The organism is Stenotrophomonas maltophilia, from assembly GCF_001274595.1.
Classification (GTDB): domain Bacteria; phylum Pseudomonadota; class Gammaproteobacteria; order Xanthomonadales; family Xanthomonadaceae; genus Stenotrophomonas; species Stenotrophomonas forensis.
Genome location: NZ_CP011010.1, coordinates 1,753,780 through 1,769,994, shown reverse-complemented (window position 1 = coordinate 1,769,994; position 16,215 = coordinate 1,753,780). Strand labels below are relative to the sequence as shown.

Annotated in this window: 17 protein-coding genes and 4 tRNA genes; 13 read left to right on the top strand and 8 right to left on the bottom strand. The window is 66.8% G+C overall.

The window, feature by feature from the left end; all coding sequences use genetic code 11:
* Window positions 1-12 precede the first annotated feature (12 nt).
* Genes panC through pcnB form a run of 4 tightly spaced genes read right to left on the bottom strand, consistent with a single transcriptional unit; the run spans window position 13 to window position 3,567 of the window.
* The gene (gene panC, locus VN11_RS08210; RefSeq protein ID WP_053449377.1) at window positions 13-852 is read right to left on the bottom strand and encodes a pantoate--beta-alanine ligase; all 840 of its coding nucleotides are present in this window, start codon (window positions 850-852) and stop codon (window positions 13-15) included.
* A complete protein-coding gene (gene panB / locus VN11_RS08205) occupies window positions 849-1,664 on the bottom strand; it encodes a 3-methyl-2-oxobutanoate hydroxymethyltransferase (RefSeq protein ID WP_004153072.1) in 816 nt (271 codons plus the stop codon). Before panB ends, panC begins: the two co-directional genes overlap by 4 nt.
* A gap of 34 nt (window positions 1,665-1,698) precedes the next feature.
* Window positions 1,699-2,184: a 2-amino-4-hydroxy-6-hydroxymethyldihydropteridine diphosphokinase gene (gene folK, locus VN11_RS08200; RefSeq protein ID WP_053449376.1), complete on the bottom strand. Its 486-nt coding sequence runs from the start codon at window positions 2,182-2,184 to the stop codon at window positions 1,699-1,701.
* A 3-nt stretch (window positions 2,185-2,187) separates the two neighbouring features.
* Entirely contained in the window at window positions 2,188-3,567 is a 1,380-nt protein-coding gene (gene pcnB, locus VN11_RS08195; RefSeq protein ID WP_049457499.1) for a polynucleotide adenylyltransferase PcnB, read from the bottom strand.
* A gap of 52 nt (window positions 3,568-3,619) precedes the next feature.
* Between pcnB and VN11_RS08190 the strand changes: the two genes are divergently transcribed.
* A tRNA-Glu gene (locus tag VN11_RS08190) sits at window positions 3,620-3,694 on the top strand.
* 462 nt (window positions 3,695-4,156) lie between these two features.
* Here the strand turns inward: VN11_RS08190 and VN11_RS08185 are convergent.
* Window positions 4,157-5,581 carry a sugar porter family MFS transporter gene (locus tag VN11_RS08185; RefSeq protein ID WP_053449375.1) on the bottom strand — a complete coding sequence of 475 codons (1,425 nt, stop codon included), beginning with the start codon at window positions 5,579-5,581 and terminating at the stop codon, window positions 4,157-4,159.
* 191 nt (window positions 5,582-5,772) lie between these two features.
* On the opposite strand from VN11_RS08185, the gene fdxA reads away from it, so the two are divergent.
* On the top strand, window positions 5,773-6,096 hold the full coding sequence (gene fdxA, locus VN11_RS08180; protein WP_005409054.1) for a ferredoxin FdxA: 324 nt from the start codon (window positions 5,773-5,775) through the stop codon (window positions 6,094-6,096).
* 175 nt (window positions 6,097-6,271) lie between these two features.
* Here fdxA and VN11_RS08175 read toward each other — a convergent pair whose 3' ends face one another.
* Together VN11_RS08175 and dapA are read right to left on the bottom strand one after the other, a co-directional pair.
* Entirely contained in the window at window positions 6,272-6,787 is a 516-nt protein-coding gene (locus tag VN11_RS08175) for a hypothetical protein (protein ID WP_008267845.1), read from the bottom strand.
* Between the two features lie 32 nt (window positions 6,788-6,819).
* Window positions 6,820-7,713: a 4-hydroxy-tetrahydrodipicolinate synthase gene (dapA, locus tag VN11_RS08170; RefSeq protein WP_053449374.1), complete on the bottom strand. Its 894-nt coding sequence runs from the start codon at window positions 7,711-7,713 to the stop codon at window positions 6,820-6,822.
* Between the two features lie 164 nt (window positions 7,714-7,877).
* Between dapA and VN11_RS08165 the strand changes: the two genes are divergently transcribed.
* From VN11_RS08165 to VN11_RS08120, 10 genes are all read left to right on the top strand, one after another.
* Window positions 7,878-8,438 carry a glycine cleavage system protein R gene (locus VN11_RS08165; protein WP_005409051.1) on the top strand — a complete coding sequence of 187 codons (561 nt, stop codon included), beginning with the start codon at window positions 7,878-7,880 and terminating at the stop codon, window positions 8,436-8,438.
* Between the two features lie 91 nt (window positions 8,439-8,529).
* Window positions 8,530-9,009: a peroxiredoxin gene (locus tag VN11_RS08160; RefSeq protein ID WP_053449373.1), complete on the top strand. Its 480-nt coding sequence runs from the start codon at window positions 8,530-8,532 to the stop codon at window positions 9,007-9,009.
* Window positions 9,010-9,093: 84 nt separating this feature from the next.
* Window positions 9,094-10,494 (top strand): PhoH family protein, encoded by a 1,401-nt coding sequence (locus VN11_RS08155; protein ID WP_053449372.1) that lies wholly within the window; start codon window positions 9,094-9,096, stop codon window positions 10,492-10,494.
* Window positions 10,491-10,997, top strand: a complete 507-nt coding sequence (locus VN11_RS08150) for a hypothetical protein (RefSeq protein ID WP_008264693.1) — start codon at window positions 10,491-10,493, stop codon at window positions 10,995-10,997. Before VN11_RS08155 ends, VN11_RS08150 begins: the two co-directional genes overlap by 4 nt.
* A gap of 12 nt (window positions 10,998-11,009) precedes the next feature.
* Window positions 11,010-11,678, top strand: coding sequence for a YoaK family protein (locus VN11_RS08145; protein ID WP_049463692.1), 669 nt, complete (start codon window positions 11,010-11,012; stop codon window positions 11,676-11,678).
* A 64-nt stretch (window positions 11,679-11,742) separates the two neighbouring features.
* Window positions 11,743-12,552, top strand: coding sequence for a bifunctional hydroxymethylpyrimidine kinase/phosphomethylpyrimidine kinase (gene thiD / locus VN11_RS08140; RefSeq protein ID WP_008264936.1), 810 nt, complete (start codon window positions 11,743-11,745; stop codon window positions 12,550-12,552).
* Entirely contained in the window at window positions 12,549-13,475 is a 927-nt protein-coding gene (locus tag VN11_RS21765) for an alpha/beta hydrolase family protein (protein ID WP_080374891.1), read from the top strand. The genes thiD and VN11_RS21765 overlap by 4 nt, the downstream gene beginning before the upstream one ends.
* Window positions 13,466-13,542, top strand: a tRNA-Arg gene (locus VN11_RS08130). Before VN11_RS21765 ends, VN11_RS08130 begins: the two co-directional genes overlap by 10 nt.
* Window positions 13,543-13,611: 69 nt before the next feature.
* A tRNA-Arg gene (locus VN11_RS08125) sits at window positions 13,612-13,688 on the top strand.
* 32 nt (window positions 13,689-13,720) lie between these two features.
* Window positions 13,721-13,797, top strand: a tRNA-Arg gene (locus tag VN11_RS08120).
* A gap of 614 nt (window positions 13,798-14,411) precedes the next feature.
* On the opposite strand, the gene VN11_RS08115 is transcribed toward VN11_RS08120, so the two are convergent.
* Complete coding sequence (locus VN11_RS08115; protein WP_053449370.1) at window positions 14,412-15,332, bottom strand: LysR family transcriptional regulator; 921 nt, start codon at window positions 15,330-15,332, stop codon at window positions 14,412-14,414.
* A 140-nt stretch (window positions 15,333-15,472) separates the two neighbouring features.
* Between VN11_RS08115 and VN11_RS08110 the strand changes: the two genes are divergently transcribed.
* Window positions 15,473-16,174, top strand: coding sequence for a pirin family protein (locus VN11_RS08110; protein ID WP_049457850.1), 702 nt, complete (start codon window positions 15,473-15,475; stop codon window positions 16,172-16,174).
* The last annotated feature ends 41 nt before the right edge of the window (window positions 16,175-16,215 follow it).

Sequence of the window (16,215 nt, the reverse complement as noted above, 5' to 3'; positions counted from 1 at the left end):
GCCGCATGCGGCTCAGAATTCCAGGTTGTCGATCAGCCGGGTACTGCCCAGGCGCGCGGCAATCAGCGCCACGCGGCCACCGCCGTCGAAAGTCGGCTCGGCCAGCTCCGGGGTGCGCAGCACCGCGTAGTCGACCTGGAAACCGGCCGCCTGCAGCGCGGCCGTCGCATCGGCCTCGATCTGCGCGCGCGACTGGCCAGCCACATACCCTTCGCGCATGCCCAGCAGGGTGCGGTGAAGGGCGGTCGCGACCGGACGCTGTTCGGCGCTCAGGTACTGGTTGCGCGAACTCTTGGCCAGGCCATCCTCGTCGCGCACGATCTCCGCCCCCACGATCTGGATCGGGAACGACAACTCGGCCACCATCTGCCTGATCACGGCCAGCTGCTGGTAGTCCTTGCGGCCGAACACCGCCACGTCCGGCTGCACCTGCAGGAACAGGCGCGCCACCACCGTGCACACGCCATCGAAGTGGCCCGGGCGGCTGGCGCCCTCCAGCACTTCGCTCACGCCCGGGGCGTGCATCTGCGTGGTCTTGTCCACGCCCAGCGGGTACATCGCCTCCACGCTGGGCAGCCACACGGCATCGCAGCCGACCTGCTCCAGCCCGGCCACATCGGCCTCGGGCGTGCGCGGGTAGCGACTGAAGTCTTCATTGGGGCCGAACTGGGTCGGGTTGACGAAGATGCTCGCCACCACCTTGTCGGCGTACTGGCGCGCCAGGGTCACCAGCGAATGATGGCCGCCATGCAGGTTGCCCATGGTCGGCACCAATGCCACGCGCAGGCCTTCGCGCTTCCACTGGCCGATCTGCTCGCGCAGTGCGCCGAGCTCGTTGAAGGTCTGGATCATTGGGCGTAGGCGTGCTGTTCGTCAGGGAAGCTGCCGTCGCGCACGGCGTCGGCATAGGCGCGGGTGGCACCGGCCACCGAACCGCCTTCGGCAAGGAAATCCTTGACGAACTTCGGGCGGCGATGACCGCTGTCCAGGCCGAGGAAATCATGCAGCACCAGCACCTGGCCATCGCACTGCGGGCCGGCGCCGATGCCGATGGTCGGCACGTCCACCGCCGCCGTGACTTCGGCAGCGACCGGGGTCGGCACGCATTCGAGCACCATGATGCTGGCACCTGCGGCGGCCACGGCCCTGGCATCTTCCACCAGCTGGCGCGCGGCATCGCCACGGCCCTGGATCTTGAAGCCACCCAGGCGCAGCACCGACTGCGGGGTCAGGCCCAGATGCGCGCAGACCGGGATCTCGCGCTCGACCAGATAGCGGATGATGTCGACCTTGAAGCCGGCACCTTCGATCTTGACCATCTCGGCACCGGCCTGCAGCAGCTGCAGCGAGGCATCCAGCGCGCGTTCGGGCGTAGCGTCGGCGCCAAACGGCAGGTCGGCCACCAGCAGCGCACGCTGCAGTACGCGGGCCACGGCGCGGGTGTGGTAGACCATGTCGGCCACGGTCACCGGCAGGGTCGAATCATGGCCCTGCACGACCATCCCCAGCGAATCGCCGATCAGGATCAGGTCAACGCCGTTTGCGTCAAAAGTGCGGGCAAAGCCGGCGTCGTAGGCGGTCAACATGACCAGCTTCTGGCCATTGCGCTTGGCCTCGGCCAGGGCGGGAACGGTCCAGGGCTTGCTGTCTGCGTGGGTGCTCATGTGCTGATAACCGGGGGAGATAACCCGGGCATTATCACTCTATCGGCGCGATCCCGCAGGCATCCACCCGCATCACTGCATCCCGCACGCGTCCATGGCCGGGAATGGCCAGATCCGGTGCGATTTCGGCCAGTGGCACCAATACGAAGGCACGCTCGTGCAGGTACGGGTGCGGCACCTGCAGCCCGGGCTGGTCGAGTTCCTGCGCGCCGTACAGCAGCAGGTCCAGGTCCAGCGCGCGCGGGCCCCAGTGCACCGCCGGATCACGCACGCGGCCGAAGCGCTGCTCCAGTGCCAGCATCGCCTGCAGCAGCTCATCGGCTGGCAGCGCGGTATCGACCGCGGCCACCGCATTGACGAACGGCGGCTGGTCTTGGTTGCCCCAGGCCGGCGTGGCATACAGGCGCGAGGCCTGCTGCAGGCGGGTCCCGGGCAGCTCGTCCAGCGCGGCAATTGCCGCGCCGACGGTCTCAGCCGCGTCGCCGAGGTTGGCGCCGAGGCCGATCCAGGCAAGGGTCATCGCTTACTCGCCCGCCGCACCGGCCGGGGCACCCGGGCGACGACGACGGCGGCGACGCTTGCGCGGTGCTCCGCTTTCGTCATCTCCCTCTTCGCTGTGCATCGCATCCAGCGACGACTCCAGTTCGCGCCCGGACTGCGCCTGCGCCTCGCGCCAGAACTCGACATCGGCGGCGTGCTCGGCCGAAGCCACCTGGCGCAGGCTGAGGAAATCGAACGCAGCACGGAAGCGCGGATGGGTCAGGGTGCGGAACACGCGCTTGCGCTGGCGCGAGCCGAAACGCGACTGCAGCAGCCAGATCTCCTGCATCGGCAGCGAGAAGCGGCGCGGCAGCGCGATGGTGCTCAGCTGCTGCACGGTCACACGGTCGGCGGCACGCCGCTGTGCCTCTTCCGGTGCCACGCCCTGCTTGAGCAGGGTCGCCTGCGCGCGGCAGTAGGCCGGCCACAGCAGCAGCGCGAACAGGAACGCCGGCGAGACCGGCTCGTCATTGGCAACGCGCGCATCGGTGTTGGCCAGGCCCTCGACCAGCATGCGGCGCAGCGCGCCGGTGCGGTTGGACTTGAGCGCCTTGGCACTTTCCGGGAACAGCACATCCAGCAGGCCGTAGCGCTCCAGGCCTTCGAAGCTGGCCACGCCATGCCCGGACAGGAACAGCTTGAGCACTTCCTCGAACAGGCGCGCCGGCGCGGCTTCGTTGAGCAGGCCAGCCAGATGCGGAATCGGCGCGGCGGTGCCCTCTTCGATCTGGAAACCGAGCTTGGCCGCCAGGCGCACCGCGCGCAGCATGCGTACCGGGTCCTCGCGGTAGCGCTGCTCGGGGTCGCCGATCAGTTTCATCAGGCGTGCCTGCACGTCTTCGAAGCCGCCGGTGTAGTCACGTACCGAGAAATCCTCGATGGCGTAGTACAGCGCGTTGCAGGTGAAGTCGCGGCGGACGGCATCGTCTTCGATGGAGCCGTACACGTTGTCGCGCACGAGCATGCCGTTTTCCATCTCGCGGTCGCCGCTGCCGTCGTCGCTGTTGGCACGGAAGGTGGCCACTTCGATGATCTCGCGGCCGAATACCACGTGGGCCAGGCGGAAGCGGCGGCCGATCAGGCGGCAGTTGCGGAACAACTGCTTGACCTGTTCGGGCGTGGCGTCGGTGGCCACGTCGAAATCCTTGGGTTGGCCATTGACCAGCAGGTCACGCACCGCGCCGCCGACAAGGTAGGCGCCGAAGCCGGCATCGCGCAGGCGATAAAGCACGCGCAGGGCGTTCGGGCTGATGTCCTTGCGGGAGATCGTGTGCTGGTCGCGCGGGATGACGCGCAGGCTGAACGGTGATGTAGCAGAGGAAATGATGTTGGCGCTTCCGGTTGAAGTTTCGGGATTGCCCAATGGCATCGAGGTACATATACTAGCGCTCCTGCCTCGGCAGCGACACAGTTACGCTCCCTTCGTCTAGTGGTTAGGACGTGGCCCTCTCAAGGCTAAAACAGGGGTTCGAGTCCCCTAGGGAGCGCCAGTCGCCGCAGCAGGAACCGAAAAAGCCCGCCTCGTGCGGGCTTTTCTGTTTTCCGGGATTGCCGATGGTTGCGGTCGGCTTGGTCGCGTTGGCGCCTCCCTGTTCCTGCGCGGGAGGGGGCGGCCCCCCCTTTTCTGGACACGCAAAAGCCCATCCATGGTGCTCGATGGCGCCATCCATGGCGCCAACGGTCCAGAAAAGGGGGGCCCGCCCCCTCCTGACAGTTTCCCGCGACCGCGGCAGTAAGCGCTCTTCGTCTCCCGCCGCATGTTCCATCCCGACGCGCCAACCTGCATCCGCCACCCGCGATGTGTCGAGAGGTGGCAGACCAGCCGCTCCAGGACCGTTGGCGCCATGGATGGCGCCATCGAGCCCCCAGGGATGGGTTTACGGCGTGTCCTGGAGCGGCTGGTCTGCCACCTCCCCACGGAAGAGTGAGGCGCTGAAACCCAGGCTGGGACGTCAGCCTTCCATCTGCTCCAGTTCCTTGCCCTTGGTCTCGCGCACATGGCGGACGACGAAGAAGATCGAGAGGATCGCTGCGACCGTATAGATGCCGTAGGCCCCGGCCAGGCCGATGCCGGCCAGCAGCATCGGGAAGGTCACGGTGATCGCGAAGTTCGAGGTCCACTGTGCCGCGCCGGCCACTGCCAGTGCCGGGCCGCGGATCTGGTTCGGGAACATCTCGCCCAGCATCACCCACATCACCGGGCCCCAGGACATGTTGAAGAACACCACGTAGACGTTGGCCGCGACCAACGCGAGCCGGCCCATGCCATCGGACAGCTGCAGGCGGCCCTCGGCCAGGCTGCCACTGGCAAAGGCCACCACCATCAGCACCAGCGCCACCGACATACCGACTGAACCGACCCACAGCAGCGGCTTGCGGCCGATGCGGTCGATCAGCAGCACGGTCAGCAGGCAGGCCCCGATGCTCAGTGCACCCGACAGCACGTTGATCAGCAGCGCATCGCTTTCCGAGAAGCCGACCGCCTGCCACAGCACCGCGCCGTAGTAGAACACCACGTTGATGCCGACCAGCTGCTGGAACATGGCCAGGCCGATGCCGACCCAGAGGATCGGGCGCAGCCGGCCGGTGGCCTTGTCGCGCAGATCACCAAAGCGCGGCTTGTGCTGGTCGTGCGCCAGGCTGGCTTCGATCTCGGCCTGCTTGGCCGCCGCCGCGCCGTCGCCGTACAGCCGGGCCAGCACCGCCCTCGCCTGCGCCTGCCGCCCCTTCAGCACCAGGAAGCGCGGGCTCTCCGGAATCACCAGCAACAGCAGCAGGAACAGCCCGGACGGCAGCGCCTGCATCCAGAACATCCAGCGCCAGGCCTCGTGGCCCAGCCACAGGGGCTCGGTTGACGCTCCCGCTGCGCGGGCCAGCAGGTAGTTGCTGAGGAAGGCGGCGAACAGCCCGCAGATGATCGCCATCTGCTGCACCGTGGCCAGGCGGCCGCGATAGCGTGCCGAGGCCACTTCGGCAATGTAGGCCGGCGACATCACGCTGGCTGCACCCACGGCAAAGCCGCCGAGCACGCGCGCGGCGATGAACAGCCAGGAGGCATGGGCGGCGCCGGCGCCCAGCGCCGAGACCAGGAACATCAGCGCCGAGACGATCAGTACGCCGCGGCGCCCCAGGCGATCCCCCAGCCAGCCGGCCAGGAAGGCGCCGATCGCGCAGCCCAGCAGCATCGAAGCAACTTCGAAACCCAGTGCCGCTTCGCTGGAGTTGAAGGCCTGGCGCAGGCCATCGACCGTGCCATTGATGACACCACTGTCGAAACCGAACAGGAATCCACCGAGGGTGGCCACGCAACTGATCAGGACGATGAACGCGGTGTTCTCACCGCCGTGCGGGGCGGTGCCGGTCTGGGCTTGGGACATGGACGATCCTGCTGGAAAGGGAATTCGGCCACCCCTGCGGCCGATGGCCCGCAGCGTCGCACAGGCTCGGCCGTGCCGCCAATGGCCGCAGTGGTCGCGCCTGCCAGACGCCCGTTTTCCGTCCCGCGCCGACACCGGGGGCCAACCTGTTCTAGAATTGTCAGGTTCAGGAATCGATCCACCCCCAGCCCATGCCCTTTGTCGTCACCGAAAACTGCATCAAGTGCAAACACACCGATTGCGTGGAAGTGTGCCCCGTGGATTGCTTCCACGAAGGCCCGAACTTCCTGGTGATCGACCCGGATGAGTGCATCGACTGCACCCTCTGCGAGCCGGAGTGCCCGGTCAACGCGATCTTCCCGGAGGACGACGTCCCCGCCGGGCAGGAAGGCTTCGTCGCCCTCAATGCCGAACTGGCAAAGGAATGGCCGGTGCTGACCGTGCGCAAGGATCCGCCCGCCGACGCCGGCGAATGGGACGGCAAGCCGGACAAGCTGAAGCTGCTGGAGCGCTGAGAAGCGCCCACTGCGGCAACGGAAAAGGGCGCCGAGGGCGCCCTTTTCTGTTCTTCGGCAGATGCCAACCGCGTGATCCGGTAGGTGCCAACCTTGGTTGGCACAGAAGCGCCGACCAAGGTCGGCCCCTACCCGGGCACGTGCGGACCTGGGCCCGCACCCACCCGACCGGCTCTTACTGGGCCAGCTTCGCCTTCAGTGCGGCAATCAGCTTGACCGGCGCTTCGGCAGTGGCCGGCAGGCCACGCGGGTCGACCGCGGAGATGTAGGCGCCGGCATCGACCGCGACCACGCGGACCAGGAAGTTGCTGCCTTCGTAGGCCACGTCGTACGAGCCCAGCAGCTGCGCGCGGCTGGCGATGGTCACGCCCGCCACGCCTTCCAGCGCGCTACCGACCTTGGCGAAGGCTTCATCCTTGCCGCCGGCGATGGTGAAACCGGTGTTGCCCACGGCCGGGGCCGCAGCCACCGGCGCCGCCGGCTTGGTCGCCGAAGCAAGCGTCGGCACCTTGTTGTCGGAGGTGGCGTTGGGCAGGTTCAGGTCCGGCGGCACTTCCAGCGGACGCATTTCCGGGGCCAGGGCGTAGTCGCCCTTGACGCCACGCTTGAAGCAACCGGTGGTGCCGGCCGCGACAGCTACAGCAAGCAGGGCGTAGGACAGCACGCGGACGGTGGAAACGGATTGACGCATGTGAATCTCCTGGGTCAGACCAAGACGGAAGGTCAGTGGCTGGAAAGGGCTTCGAGGGCGGCGATGTCGCCGGCAAGATGGTCGGCAGCCGGATGATGCGCCGCCGACAGCGGCAGCAGCGGCAGGCGCAGGTCGTGGCCGATGCCGATGCGGCGCAGCAGCGCCTTGACCGGAATCGGGTTCGGCTCGACACCGCAGAAGTCGTGGAATGGCTGCAGGCGCGCATCCCACGACCCGGTGGCTTCGTGGTCATGGGCGGCGGCCAGCTCGCACATGCGGCGGTAGGCGCCGGGCAGCACGTTGGAACCGACCGAGACCAGGCCGTCGATACCGGCCTGGATCGAGCGCGCGGCCGTGCCGTCATCGCCACTGAGCACCGCGAACTGCGGGCTGCGCAGCGCCAGCAGCGCCTGCACCCGGCCGGTGTCGCCCACCGCTTCCTTGATGCCGACGATGTTGGGATGGCGGGCCAGTTCGGCCACGGTCTCCGGCTGCATGTCGCAACCGGTGCGGCCGGGCACGTTGTACAGCACCACCGGCAACCCGCCCTGGTCGGCAACCGCGCGGTAGTGCGCGATCAGGCCGGCCTGGGTCGGCCGCACGTACGGCGGGGTAACCACCAGCGCATGGCTGGCACCCAGCGCAGCGGCGCGGCGGGTCTGTGCGATGGTTTTGGCCGTACCCGACAGGCCGGTACCGGCCATGACCGGGATGCGGCCGCCGATGCGCTCGACCGCGCTGGCCAGCAGCAGGTCGTACTCGGCATCGGTGAGGGTCGCCGCTTCGCCGGTCGAGCCGGCTACGACAACGCCATGGACGCCACCTTCCAGTTGCAGGTGCAGCAGGCGCTGCCAACCGTCGGGATCGAGGGCGCCGTCGGCCCGGAACGGGGTCGCCAGCGCGGTGATGAGGCCGGAAAGGGACAAGGACGTGCTGCTCTTGGCTGGGAAGGGAAAACGCCCGCCACGAAAGGCCGGGGGCGACCTGAATGTTACTTGCGGCGCGAAAGCACGGGCAAGTATGCTGGACACCGGTGGATCCCCGCCTCTGGCGGGCATTCAGACTAACGCATGCATTACCCGGAATCGCCTTGACCGACACCACCCCGCGCCCCGCGCCGAGCGAAAACCACCTCCTGATCAACGCCTATACGACGCATCCGGAGTCTCCCCTGCTGTCCGTCACCCGCCGCATCGCCGACAGCGGCTGCAACCTGGTGGACGCGCGCCTGGCCACGGTCGGCCGCGATGTCTCGGTCACCGCCCTGGCCACCGGCTCCTGGGACTCGGTGGCCAAGCTGGAAGCGATGCTGACCCGACTGGAGCGCGAGGAAGGCCTGAAGCTGGTCTGGTACCGCACCGCTGCCAAGCAGGCGCAGTCCAACCTGCTGCCGTACATCGTCGAAGTGATCGCCGCCGACAAACCGGGCATCCTGTTCCAGCTGGCCGATTTCTTCGACCGCCAGGGCATCACCATCGAGAACCTGCAGAGCACGCGCTACCGCGCCATGCAGACCGGTGCGGAAATGTTCAGTGCGCAGGTCACCATCGGCGTGCCGGCCAACATGCACATCGCCGCGCTGCGCGACGATTTCCTTGAATTCTGCGACCACCTGAACCTGGACGCGATCATGGACCCGATGAAGTTCTGAATGAATTCCTGATTTTTCGCGCGTCCCTCACGGGCGCGTGGCGTTTCATGCAATTGTCGTAGAAAGAACCCAGGCTCGACAGAAGGACCTCATGAACAACGGCGACACCCTGGACAGCACCACCCTCTCCCTGCCGCTGGCCCTGTCCGGTGGCGACCAGGCCACCCTCGGCGATTACGCCGGCCACTGGCTGGTGCTGTACTTCTATCCCAAGGACAGCACCCCCGGCTGCACCACCGAAGGCATCGACTTCAACGCGCTGCTGCCGAAGTTCCGCAAGGCCGGTGCGGTCGTGCTCGGTGTCTCCCGCGATTCGGTGAAGTCGCACGACAACTTCTGCGCCAAGCAGGGCTTCAACTTCCCGCTGGTCAGTGATGGCGACGAAGCGCTGTGCAGCGCCTTCGACGTGATCAAGATGAAGAACATGTACGGCAAGCAGGTACGTGGCATCGAACGCAGCACCTTCCTGATTTCCCCCGACAGCCGCATCGTGCAGTCCTGGCGCAAGGTCAAGGTTGCCGGCCATGCCGATGCCGTTCTCGCCGAACTGAAGGCCTCCCAGTCCAAGTGAGTCCCACTGCCTACTGTGTCTGCCATCACCCTGCCCTGCGGCAGGCCGTGATGGTTTTTCCCTGTCCGTAACCAGGAATCGACGATGACCCGAGGCAAGCGCATCTACGTGCTGGATACCAACGTGCTGATGCACGATCCCACCGCGCTGTTCAAATTCGAGGAGCACGACGTCTACCTGCCCATGCAGGTGATCGAGGAGCTGGACAACGGCAAGAAGGGCACATCCGAAGCGAGCCGCAACGCCCGCCAGGTGAGCCGCTTCCTCAACGAGCTGGTGCAGGCGTCCGGCCTGGACAACCTGGCCGACGGCATTCCGCTGCAGCGCCCCAATGGGCTGCAGCTGCGCGGCAAGCAGAGCGCCGGCAAGCTGCGCTTCCAGACCAGCCATTTCGACGCGGGCAAGAGCTTCGGCAAGGTGATCCCGGACAACGCCATCCTCGGCGCGATCCTGGCCCTGAAGGAAGAAACCCCGGACCTGCCGGTGGTGTTCGTTTCCAAGGACATCAACCTGCGGATCAAGGCGGCGATCGCCGGCATCGTGTCCGAGGACTACGAGAACGATCGCGCGCTGGACGATTTCAGCCTGCTCTACACCGGCGCCACCGAGCTGCCGGAAGACTTCTGGAAGCGCCACGGCGAAGACCTGCGCAGCTGGAGCGACAAGGGCCGTACTCATTACGAAATCCAGGCACTGGACGGCGAAGAGTGGTATCCGAACCAGTACGTCTACCTGCCCGGCGAAGATGAAGTCGAGCTGCGCGTCAGCCGCGTGGTCGGCGACGGCAAGGTGGTGCTGTCGCTGGTCGACGATTTCCGCCATGGCAGCCATGCCGTGTGGGGCATCAGTGCACGCAACCGCGAGCAGAACTTCGCGCTCAACGCGCTGATGGATCCGGAGATCGACTTCGTCACCCTGCTCGGCACCGCCGGCACCGGCAAGACCCTGCTGGCACTGGCTGCCGGCCTGGCGCAGACGATGGACCAGCAGCGCTACCGCGAGATCATCATGACCCGCGCCACGGTCAGCGTCGGCGAGGACATCGGCTTCCTGCCCGGCACCGAAGAAGAGAAGATGACGCCGTGGATGGGCGCGCTGACCGACAACCTGGAAGTGCTGACGCACAACCAGGAAGGCGGCACCTGGGGCCGCCAGGCGACCAACGACCTGCTCGCCAGCCGCATCAAGATCCGCTCGATGAACTTCATGCGCGGCCGCACCTTCCTGTCGCGCTACCTGATCCTGGACGAGGCGCAGAACCTCACCCCGAAGCAGATGAAGACCTTGATCACCCGTGCCGGCCCCGGCACCAAGATCGTCTGCCTGGGCAACGTCGAGCAGATCGACACCCCGTACCTGACCGAGACCACCTCGGGCCTGACCTACGCGGTGGATCGCTTCAAGAACTGGCCGCACAGCGCGCACATCACCCTGCGCCGTGGCGAGCGTTCGCGCCTGGCCGACTACGCTTCGGAGGTATTGTGAGCCGCTGCACCCGACTGCTGCTGCCCACGGCTGCGATCGCCCTCGCAGCCGCGCTGGGTGCCTGCACCACCACGCGCGGCCCGGCCAGCGTGCCGACCGCCGAGCGTACCGGACAGTCCTGGGTGGTCACCCGCCCGATCATCGCCGCGCAGGTGCTAGACACCTGCTCACGCCCCAGCCCCGGCCGCGAGGCCGGGCGGGTCAGCGGCTACTGGGCGCCCAGCCGGCAACAGGTCGACCAGCTGGAAGCGAAGCTGTCCTCGCTGGAAGCGCAGGTGCCGAAGGTGCTGGACTTCGATCGCCAGTACGTCGGCATCGAAAGTGCCGGCAAGCGGCTGATCTACATCAACGCCTTCCACCTGCCCGACGACAGCGGCGTCAATCCGGCCCGTGAAGCGATCCGCGTCTGCGATGGCGGTGCACAGTTCTGGGGCGCCGTGTTCGACCCGGCCAGCAACACCTTCAGCGAGCTGCAGTTCAACGGCGGCTTCGGCGGGCCCTGAGGGGCCCTGCCGATGGGAATACGCCTGCCCACCTGGGTCTGGATCGGTGCGGTTGCGCTCTCGTGCGTGGCCGGCATGGTCAACGTGGTCGGTTTTCTGGGTTTCGAGCATCAGGCGGTCAGCCACATGACCGGCAGCACCAGCCAGCTGGGCATGGCGCTGGCCCAGGGCGACTGGCGTGCGGTCGGGCATCTGTGGGGCCTGCTGATCGCCTTCTCGCTGGGCGCCATGCTCAGCGGCCTGTTGATCCAGGACAGCGCCCTGCAGCTGGGGCGTCGTTACGGCGTTGCGCTGGCGCTGGAATCGGCGCTGCTGCTGGTGGCCATTCCGCTGTTCGAACAGCACCAGATCTGGGGCGCACTGGCCGCCGCCATGGCCTGCGGCCTGCAGAATGCGATGGCCACCACCTTCAGCGGCGCAGTGGTGCGCACCACCCACCTCAGCGGCATGTTCACCGACCTCGGCATCGGCCTGGGCCACCTGCTGCGTGGGCTGCCGCTGCAGGTTCGCCGACTGACCCTCAGCGGGTTGATCATCAGCGGCTTCCTCGCCGGTGGCATCCTCGGCGCCTGGTTGTTCATGCGCTGGCAGTACGACGCCCTGCTCGCCCCCGCCCTGCTGACCGGCCTGACCGGGCTGGGCTATGTGGTGTACCAGCAGTGGGCGCGCTGGCGGCATTGAGTCAAGGACATCCACGCATGGCGCGGAGCTACCCTCCCCAGCGGGACCACGGCACAATCGCTGGATGAGCCCGACTACTCCCGTATCCGCCCTCACCATCGCCGGCTCCGACTCCGGCGGTGGTGCTGGAATCCAGGCCGACCTGAAGGCGTTCGCCGCACATCGCGTGCATGGCCTGTCGGCGATCGCCGCGCTGACCGCACAGAACACCCGCGGCGTGACCGCCGTGCACGTGCCGCCGGTCGACTTCCTGCGTGCGCAGCTGGAGGCCTGTTTCGATGATTTCGATATCCACGCGGTGAAGCTCGGCATGCTGGCCAACGCCGAGGTGATCAACGTCGTTGCCGACACACTGCAGCGCCATCGCCCACCGCACGTGGTGCTGGACCCGGTGATGGTCGCCACCAGTGGCGCACGCCTGCTGGAAGACAGCGCCCTGCAGGCGATGCGTGAGCGCCTGATTCCCCTTGCCACGCTGATCACCCCGAACACACCGGAAGCAGAACTGCTGGTCGGGCGGAACATCGGCAACGGTAACGATGCCGAGCAGGCCGCCTCCGCCCTGCTCGACCTCGGTGCCGGCGCCGTTCTGCTCAAGGGTGGCCATCTGCATGAGGGCAACCGCGTGATCGACCGCTACTTCGACGGCGTCAGCAGCGAAGAATTCATCCACGCCCGCCTGCCGCTGGATGCGCACGGCACTGGCTGCACGCTGGCCTCTGCCATTGCCGCGCAGCTGTGCAACGGCCTGAGCCTGGCCAATGCCTGCGAGGCCGGCATCGACTATGTCGCGCGCGGGCTGCAGAGGGGCTACGCCCCCGGCCGCAGCGAGGTGCTGGTGCTCGATCACTTCGGCGCGGCACCGCACGCATGAGCCTGACGCCGGACACGCTTGCCGTGCAGTGCGAGGATGGCCATCGCTACGAGGTGATTGCCTGCGTGCCTGCGCAGCCCATCGCGCGCCTGCTGTGGCTGCCGGCACTGGGCGTGGCCGCGCGCCACTACCTGCCGCTGGCACAGGCACTGGCCGCCAGGGGGGTGGCGGTCTACCTGCATGAGTGGCGCGGCAACGGCAGCAGCTCGCTGCGCCCGTCACGTACGCAGGACTGGGGCTATCGCGAGGTACTCGAACAGGATCTGCCGGCCAGCCAGGCCGTGCTGGCCGCCGCGGATGATGAAACTGGCCCGCTGCCCTGGATCATCGGCGGCCACAGCCTGGGCGGACAACTGGCCTGCGTGCATGCCGGCCGCGCTCCGCAACACTTCAACCGGCTATGGCTGGCGGCCAGTGGCTCGCCGTTCTGGCGCGGCTTCCCCCCACCGCGCGGCTGGCTGCTGCCGTTGGTCTACCGCTTCCTGCCGTGGATCGCGCAGCGCCAGGGCGTGCTGCATGGTCGGCGCCTCGGCTTCGGTGGCACCGAAGCGCGCGGACTGATCGCCGACTGGGCGCGCGTTGGCCTGAACAACCACTACGCTGCTGTCGGCATGGATGAAGACCTGGATGCACAGATGGCGCGCGTGCACGGCAGCGCTCAGGCGGTGCTGATGGAACATGACTGGCTGGCACCGACCGGCTCGATGCGCACGCTGCTGGCGAAGCTGCCGAATGTGGACGCGCAGCTGCGCGTGCTGTCCGCGCAGGAACTGGGCACGCGTGCCGATCATTTCGCCTGGCTGAAAGCTCCGGACGCCGTGGCTGACTGCTTTTTCATTCAGTTGGGTGAAAATTTTCACAAAACTGTTGACGGTGCGCGCCGACATCCGCATAATTCCGCTCCTGTCGCAGGGCGCCCGTAGCTCAGTTGGATAGAGTACCTGGCTACGAACCAGGCGGTCGGGAGTTCGAATCTCTCCGGGCGCACCACTCGACAGGTTTCCAGCATCCGCCGCTGGAAATGCAGTAAAATTTGGCAGTAAGTTGATTGTGTACCGCGCGCCCGTAGCTCAGTTGGATAGAGTACCTGGCTACGAACCAGGCGGTCGGGAGTTCGAATCTCTCCGGGCGCACCATACACAGTCAGCACAACAAGTTTATGTAATTGGCGCCCGTAGCTCAGTTGGATAGAGTACCTGGCTACGAACCAGGCGGTCGGGAGTTCGAATCTCTCCGGGCGCACCATTACACCGAAACAGCAGGCCTCGGCCTGCTGTTTTTTTATGTGTGTTTTTCGGCAGGGCTGCGCCCTGCACCTGCAGATGCTTCAAGCCAAGGCAACGGCAACAGCAACAGCAACAGCAACGGCAAAAGCTGGCATTCCGTGGGTTGGCGGGGCGGTGTCGGAGTGCGGGGACGCCGTGAACCCATCCCTGGGGGCTTGGCCGCGGCATCCATGCCGCGGACACCCCGCACTCCGACACCGCCCCACCTCTGACAGATTTCAGCGATCTGATGGATCCACGCCATGCGTGGATGAATCTCCATCGAATTCGAATATTTCGACAATTGATTGAACAGCATCCACGCATGGCGTGGATCTACCGTGTCGACCAAGGTCGACACCTACCAGAGCAGTACGCCGTTCCGACAGATCGCGGAAAACTGTCGAAGGCGGGGTGGGTCCGGTTGCGGGAGTGTCCGCGGCATGGATGCCGCGGCCAAGCCCCCACGGACGGGTTTACGGCGTCTCCCGCAACCGGACCCACCCCGCCTCCCCGCAGAAAACCAGCTTCTGCTGTTGCTGTTGCTGTTGCTCCAGCCCGTAGCGGGTGCAGGGCGCAGCCCTGCCAAACCCCCTACCCCCTGGCCATTGCCTGCCACCACTGCGACAGCAGCTCCGGCCTGCGCAGGCGCTCGCGCCACCAGCGCAGTGCCGCGCCATCCTCACCCGTGCGCCAGGCCAGCCAGAAGGTCTCTTCCGGCTTGTGTTCCTCCACCTCGCGGATCACCAGCTGGCCGCGCGCCACCGCCGCGCGCGCGCACGGCTCGGGCAGGAAACCGAAGCCGACACCCTCGCACTGCAGCTTCAGCTTGCTGGCCATGTCCGGCACCGTCAGCATCTCCTGCCCCATCAACAGGCCAACCGTGCGCGGCAGCAGCCGCCGCGCCGAATCGGAAACGGCAATCGCGCAATGCTCGACCAGTTGCTCGCGACCCAGCACGCCCTCCACCGCGGCCAAGGGATGGTTGGGCGCAACCGCGAACACGAACTCCACCGTGCCCAGCGGCTCGACCACATACCCACCGCCACTGGGGCCCTCGCCCGGTGCGCCCACCAGCAGGTCGGCACGTCTGTCGAGCAGCGCTTCCCAGGTGCCGGACAGTGCCTCGCCGATCAGCCGCAGCCGGGTCGGCGCCTCGGCCTCACGGAATGCGGCGATGTCAGGGCCCAGCAGCCAGGTCGGGAACACCGAATCCACCGCCAGGGTCAGCTCGGTCTCCCAGCCCGATGCCACCCGGCGCACCCGCAGCTCCAGTTCGCGGGCCGCGCGCAGAAGGTGCCGGCCCTCGTCCAGCAGGGCGCGGCCGGCCTCGGTCGGCTCGGCGCGCGGCCCGACCCGGTCGAACAGCTGCACGCCCAGGTCTTCTTCCAGCTTGGCCACGGTGTAGGAAATGGTCGAGGGCACCTTGTGCAGGGCCTTGCCGGCGCCGGCGAACGAGCCGCGGCGGTCAATGGCATCGAGGATCTGCAGGGCATCGAGGCTGAGCTTGAGCATTCGAATTTTTCGATGATGGCTGTCAAAACTATCCGTTTTTCAAACCCCGGGCGCAAGCGGATACTTCTCTCCAACGGGGAAACACGGCGGCTACCGCCCCACCCCGCCCCATCGAAACCATCGAACAAGGAAATTCCATCATGCTGCAGATCCGCAAGAGCGCTACCCGTGGCCTGGCCGAGCATGGCTGGCTGTCCTCCCGCCATACCTTCTCCTTCGCCAACTACTACGACCCCCGCTACGTCAGCTTCGGCCCGCTGCGGGTGATCAACGAAGACAAGGTGATTGGCGGCCAGGGCTTCGGCACCCACAGCCACAGCAACATGGAGATCGTTTCCTACGTGCTGGGCGGCGCGCTGGAGCACAAGGACTCGATGGGCACCGGCTCGGTGCTGCGCTACGGCGACGTGCAGCGCATGAGCGCCGGCAGCGGTGTCAGCCACAGCGAGTTCAACCACTCGGCCGACGAGACCGTGCACTTCCTGCAGATCTGGATCTTCCCGGATGCGGAGAACATCACCCCGTCCTACGAGGAGACCCACTTCACACCGGACAGCAAGCGCGGCCAGCTGCGCCTGATCGCTTCGCCGGACGGTGCCGACGGTTCGCTGCGCATCCACCAGGATGCCCGCATCTTCGCCACCATCCTCGATGGCGGCCAGAAGCTGCACCATGCGCTCGGCAACGGTCGTGGCGCCTACGTGCAGGTGGCCCGTGGCCAGTTGCAGGTGAACGGCATCACCCTTGAAGCCGGTGATGCGCTGCAGGTCAGCGACGAAGCGCAGCTGACCCTGGAAAACGGCAACGACGCCGAAGTGCTGGTGTTCGACCTGCCGCTGTAACGGCAACGCCCGCGATGCTGGATGGCATCGCGGGCACATTG

Bases quoted from the DNA above. Each gene is read 5' to 3' on its own strand.
- VN11_RS08110 (WP_049457850.1), top strand. From the start codon at position 15,473: ATGCTGCAGATCCGCAAGAGCGCTACCCGTGGCCTGGCCGAGCATGGC.
- VN11_RS08160 (WP_053449373.1), top strand. From the start codon at position 8,530: ATGAACAACGGCGACACCCTGGACAGCACCACCCTCTCCCTGCCGCTG.
- VN11_RS08175 (WP_008267845.1), bottom strand. From the start codon at position 6,787: ATGCGTCAATCCGTTTCCACCGTCCGCGTGCTGTCCTACGCCCTGCTT.
- thiD (WP_008264936.1), top strand. From the start codon at position 11,743: ATGAGCCCGACTACTCCCGTATCCGCCCTCACCATCGCCGGCTCCGAC.
- VN11_RS08155 (WP_053449372.1), top strand. From the start codon at position 9,094: ATGACCCGAGGCAAGCGCATCTACGTGCTGGATACCAACGTGCTGATG.
- panC (WP_053449377.1), bottom strand. From the start codon at position 852: ATGATCCAGACCTTCAACGAGCTCGGCGCACTGCGCGAGCAGATCGGC.
- VN11_RS08145 (WP_049463692.1), top strand. From the start codon at position 11,010: ATGGGAATACGCCTGCCCACCTGGGTCTGGATCGGTGCGGTTGCGCTC.
- VN11_RS08115 (WP_053449370.1), bottom strand. From the start codon at position 15,332: ATGCTCAAGCTCAGCCTCGATGCCCTGCAGATCCTCGATGCCATTGAC.
- folK (WP_053449376.1), bottom strand. From the start codon at position 2,184: ATGACCCTTGCCTGGATCGGCCTCGGCGCCAACCTCGGCGACGCGGCT.
- VN11_RS21765 (WP_080374891.1), top strand. From the start codon at position 12,549: ATGAGCCTGACGCCGGACACGCTTGCCGTGCAGTGCGAGGATGGCCAT.
- fdxA (WP_005409054.1), top strand. From the start codon at position 5,773: ATGCCCTTTGTCGTCACCGAAAACTGCATCAAGTGCAAACACACCGAT.
- panB (WP_004153072.1), bottom strand. From the start codon at position 1,664: ATGAGCACCCACGCAGACAGCAAGCCCTGGACCGTTCCCGCCCTGGCC.
- VN11_RS08185 (WP_053449375.1), bottom strand. From the start codon at position 5,581: ATGTCCCAAGCCCAGACCGGCACCGCCCCGCACGGCGGTGAGAACACC.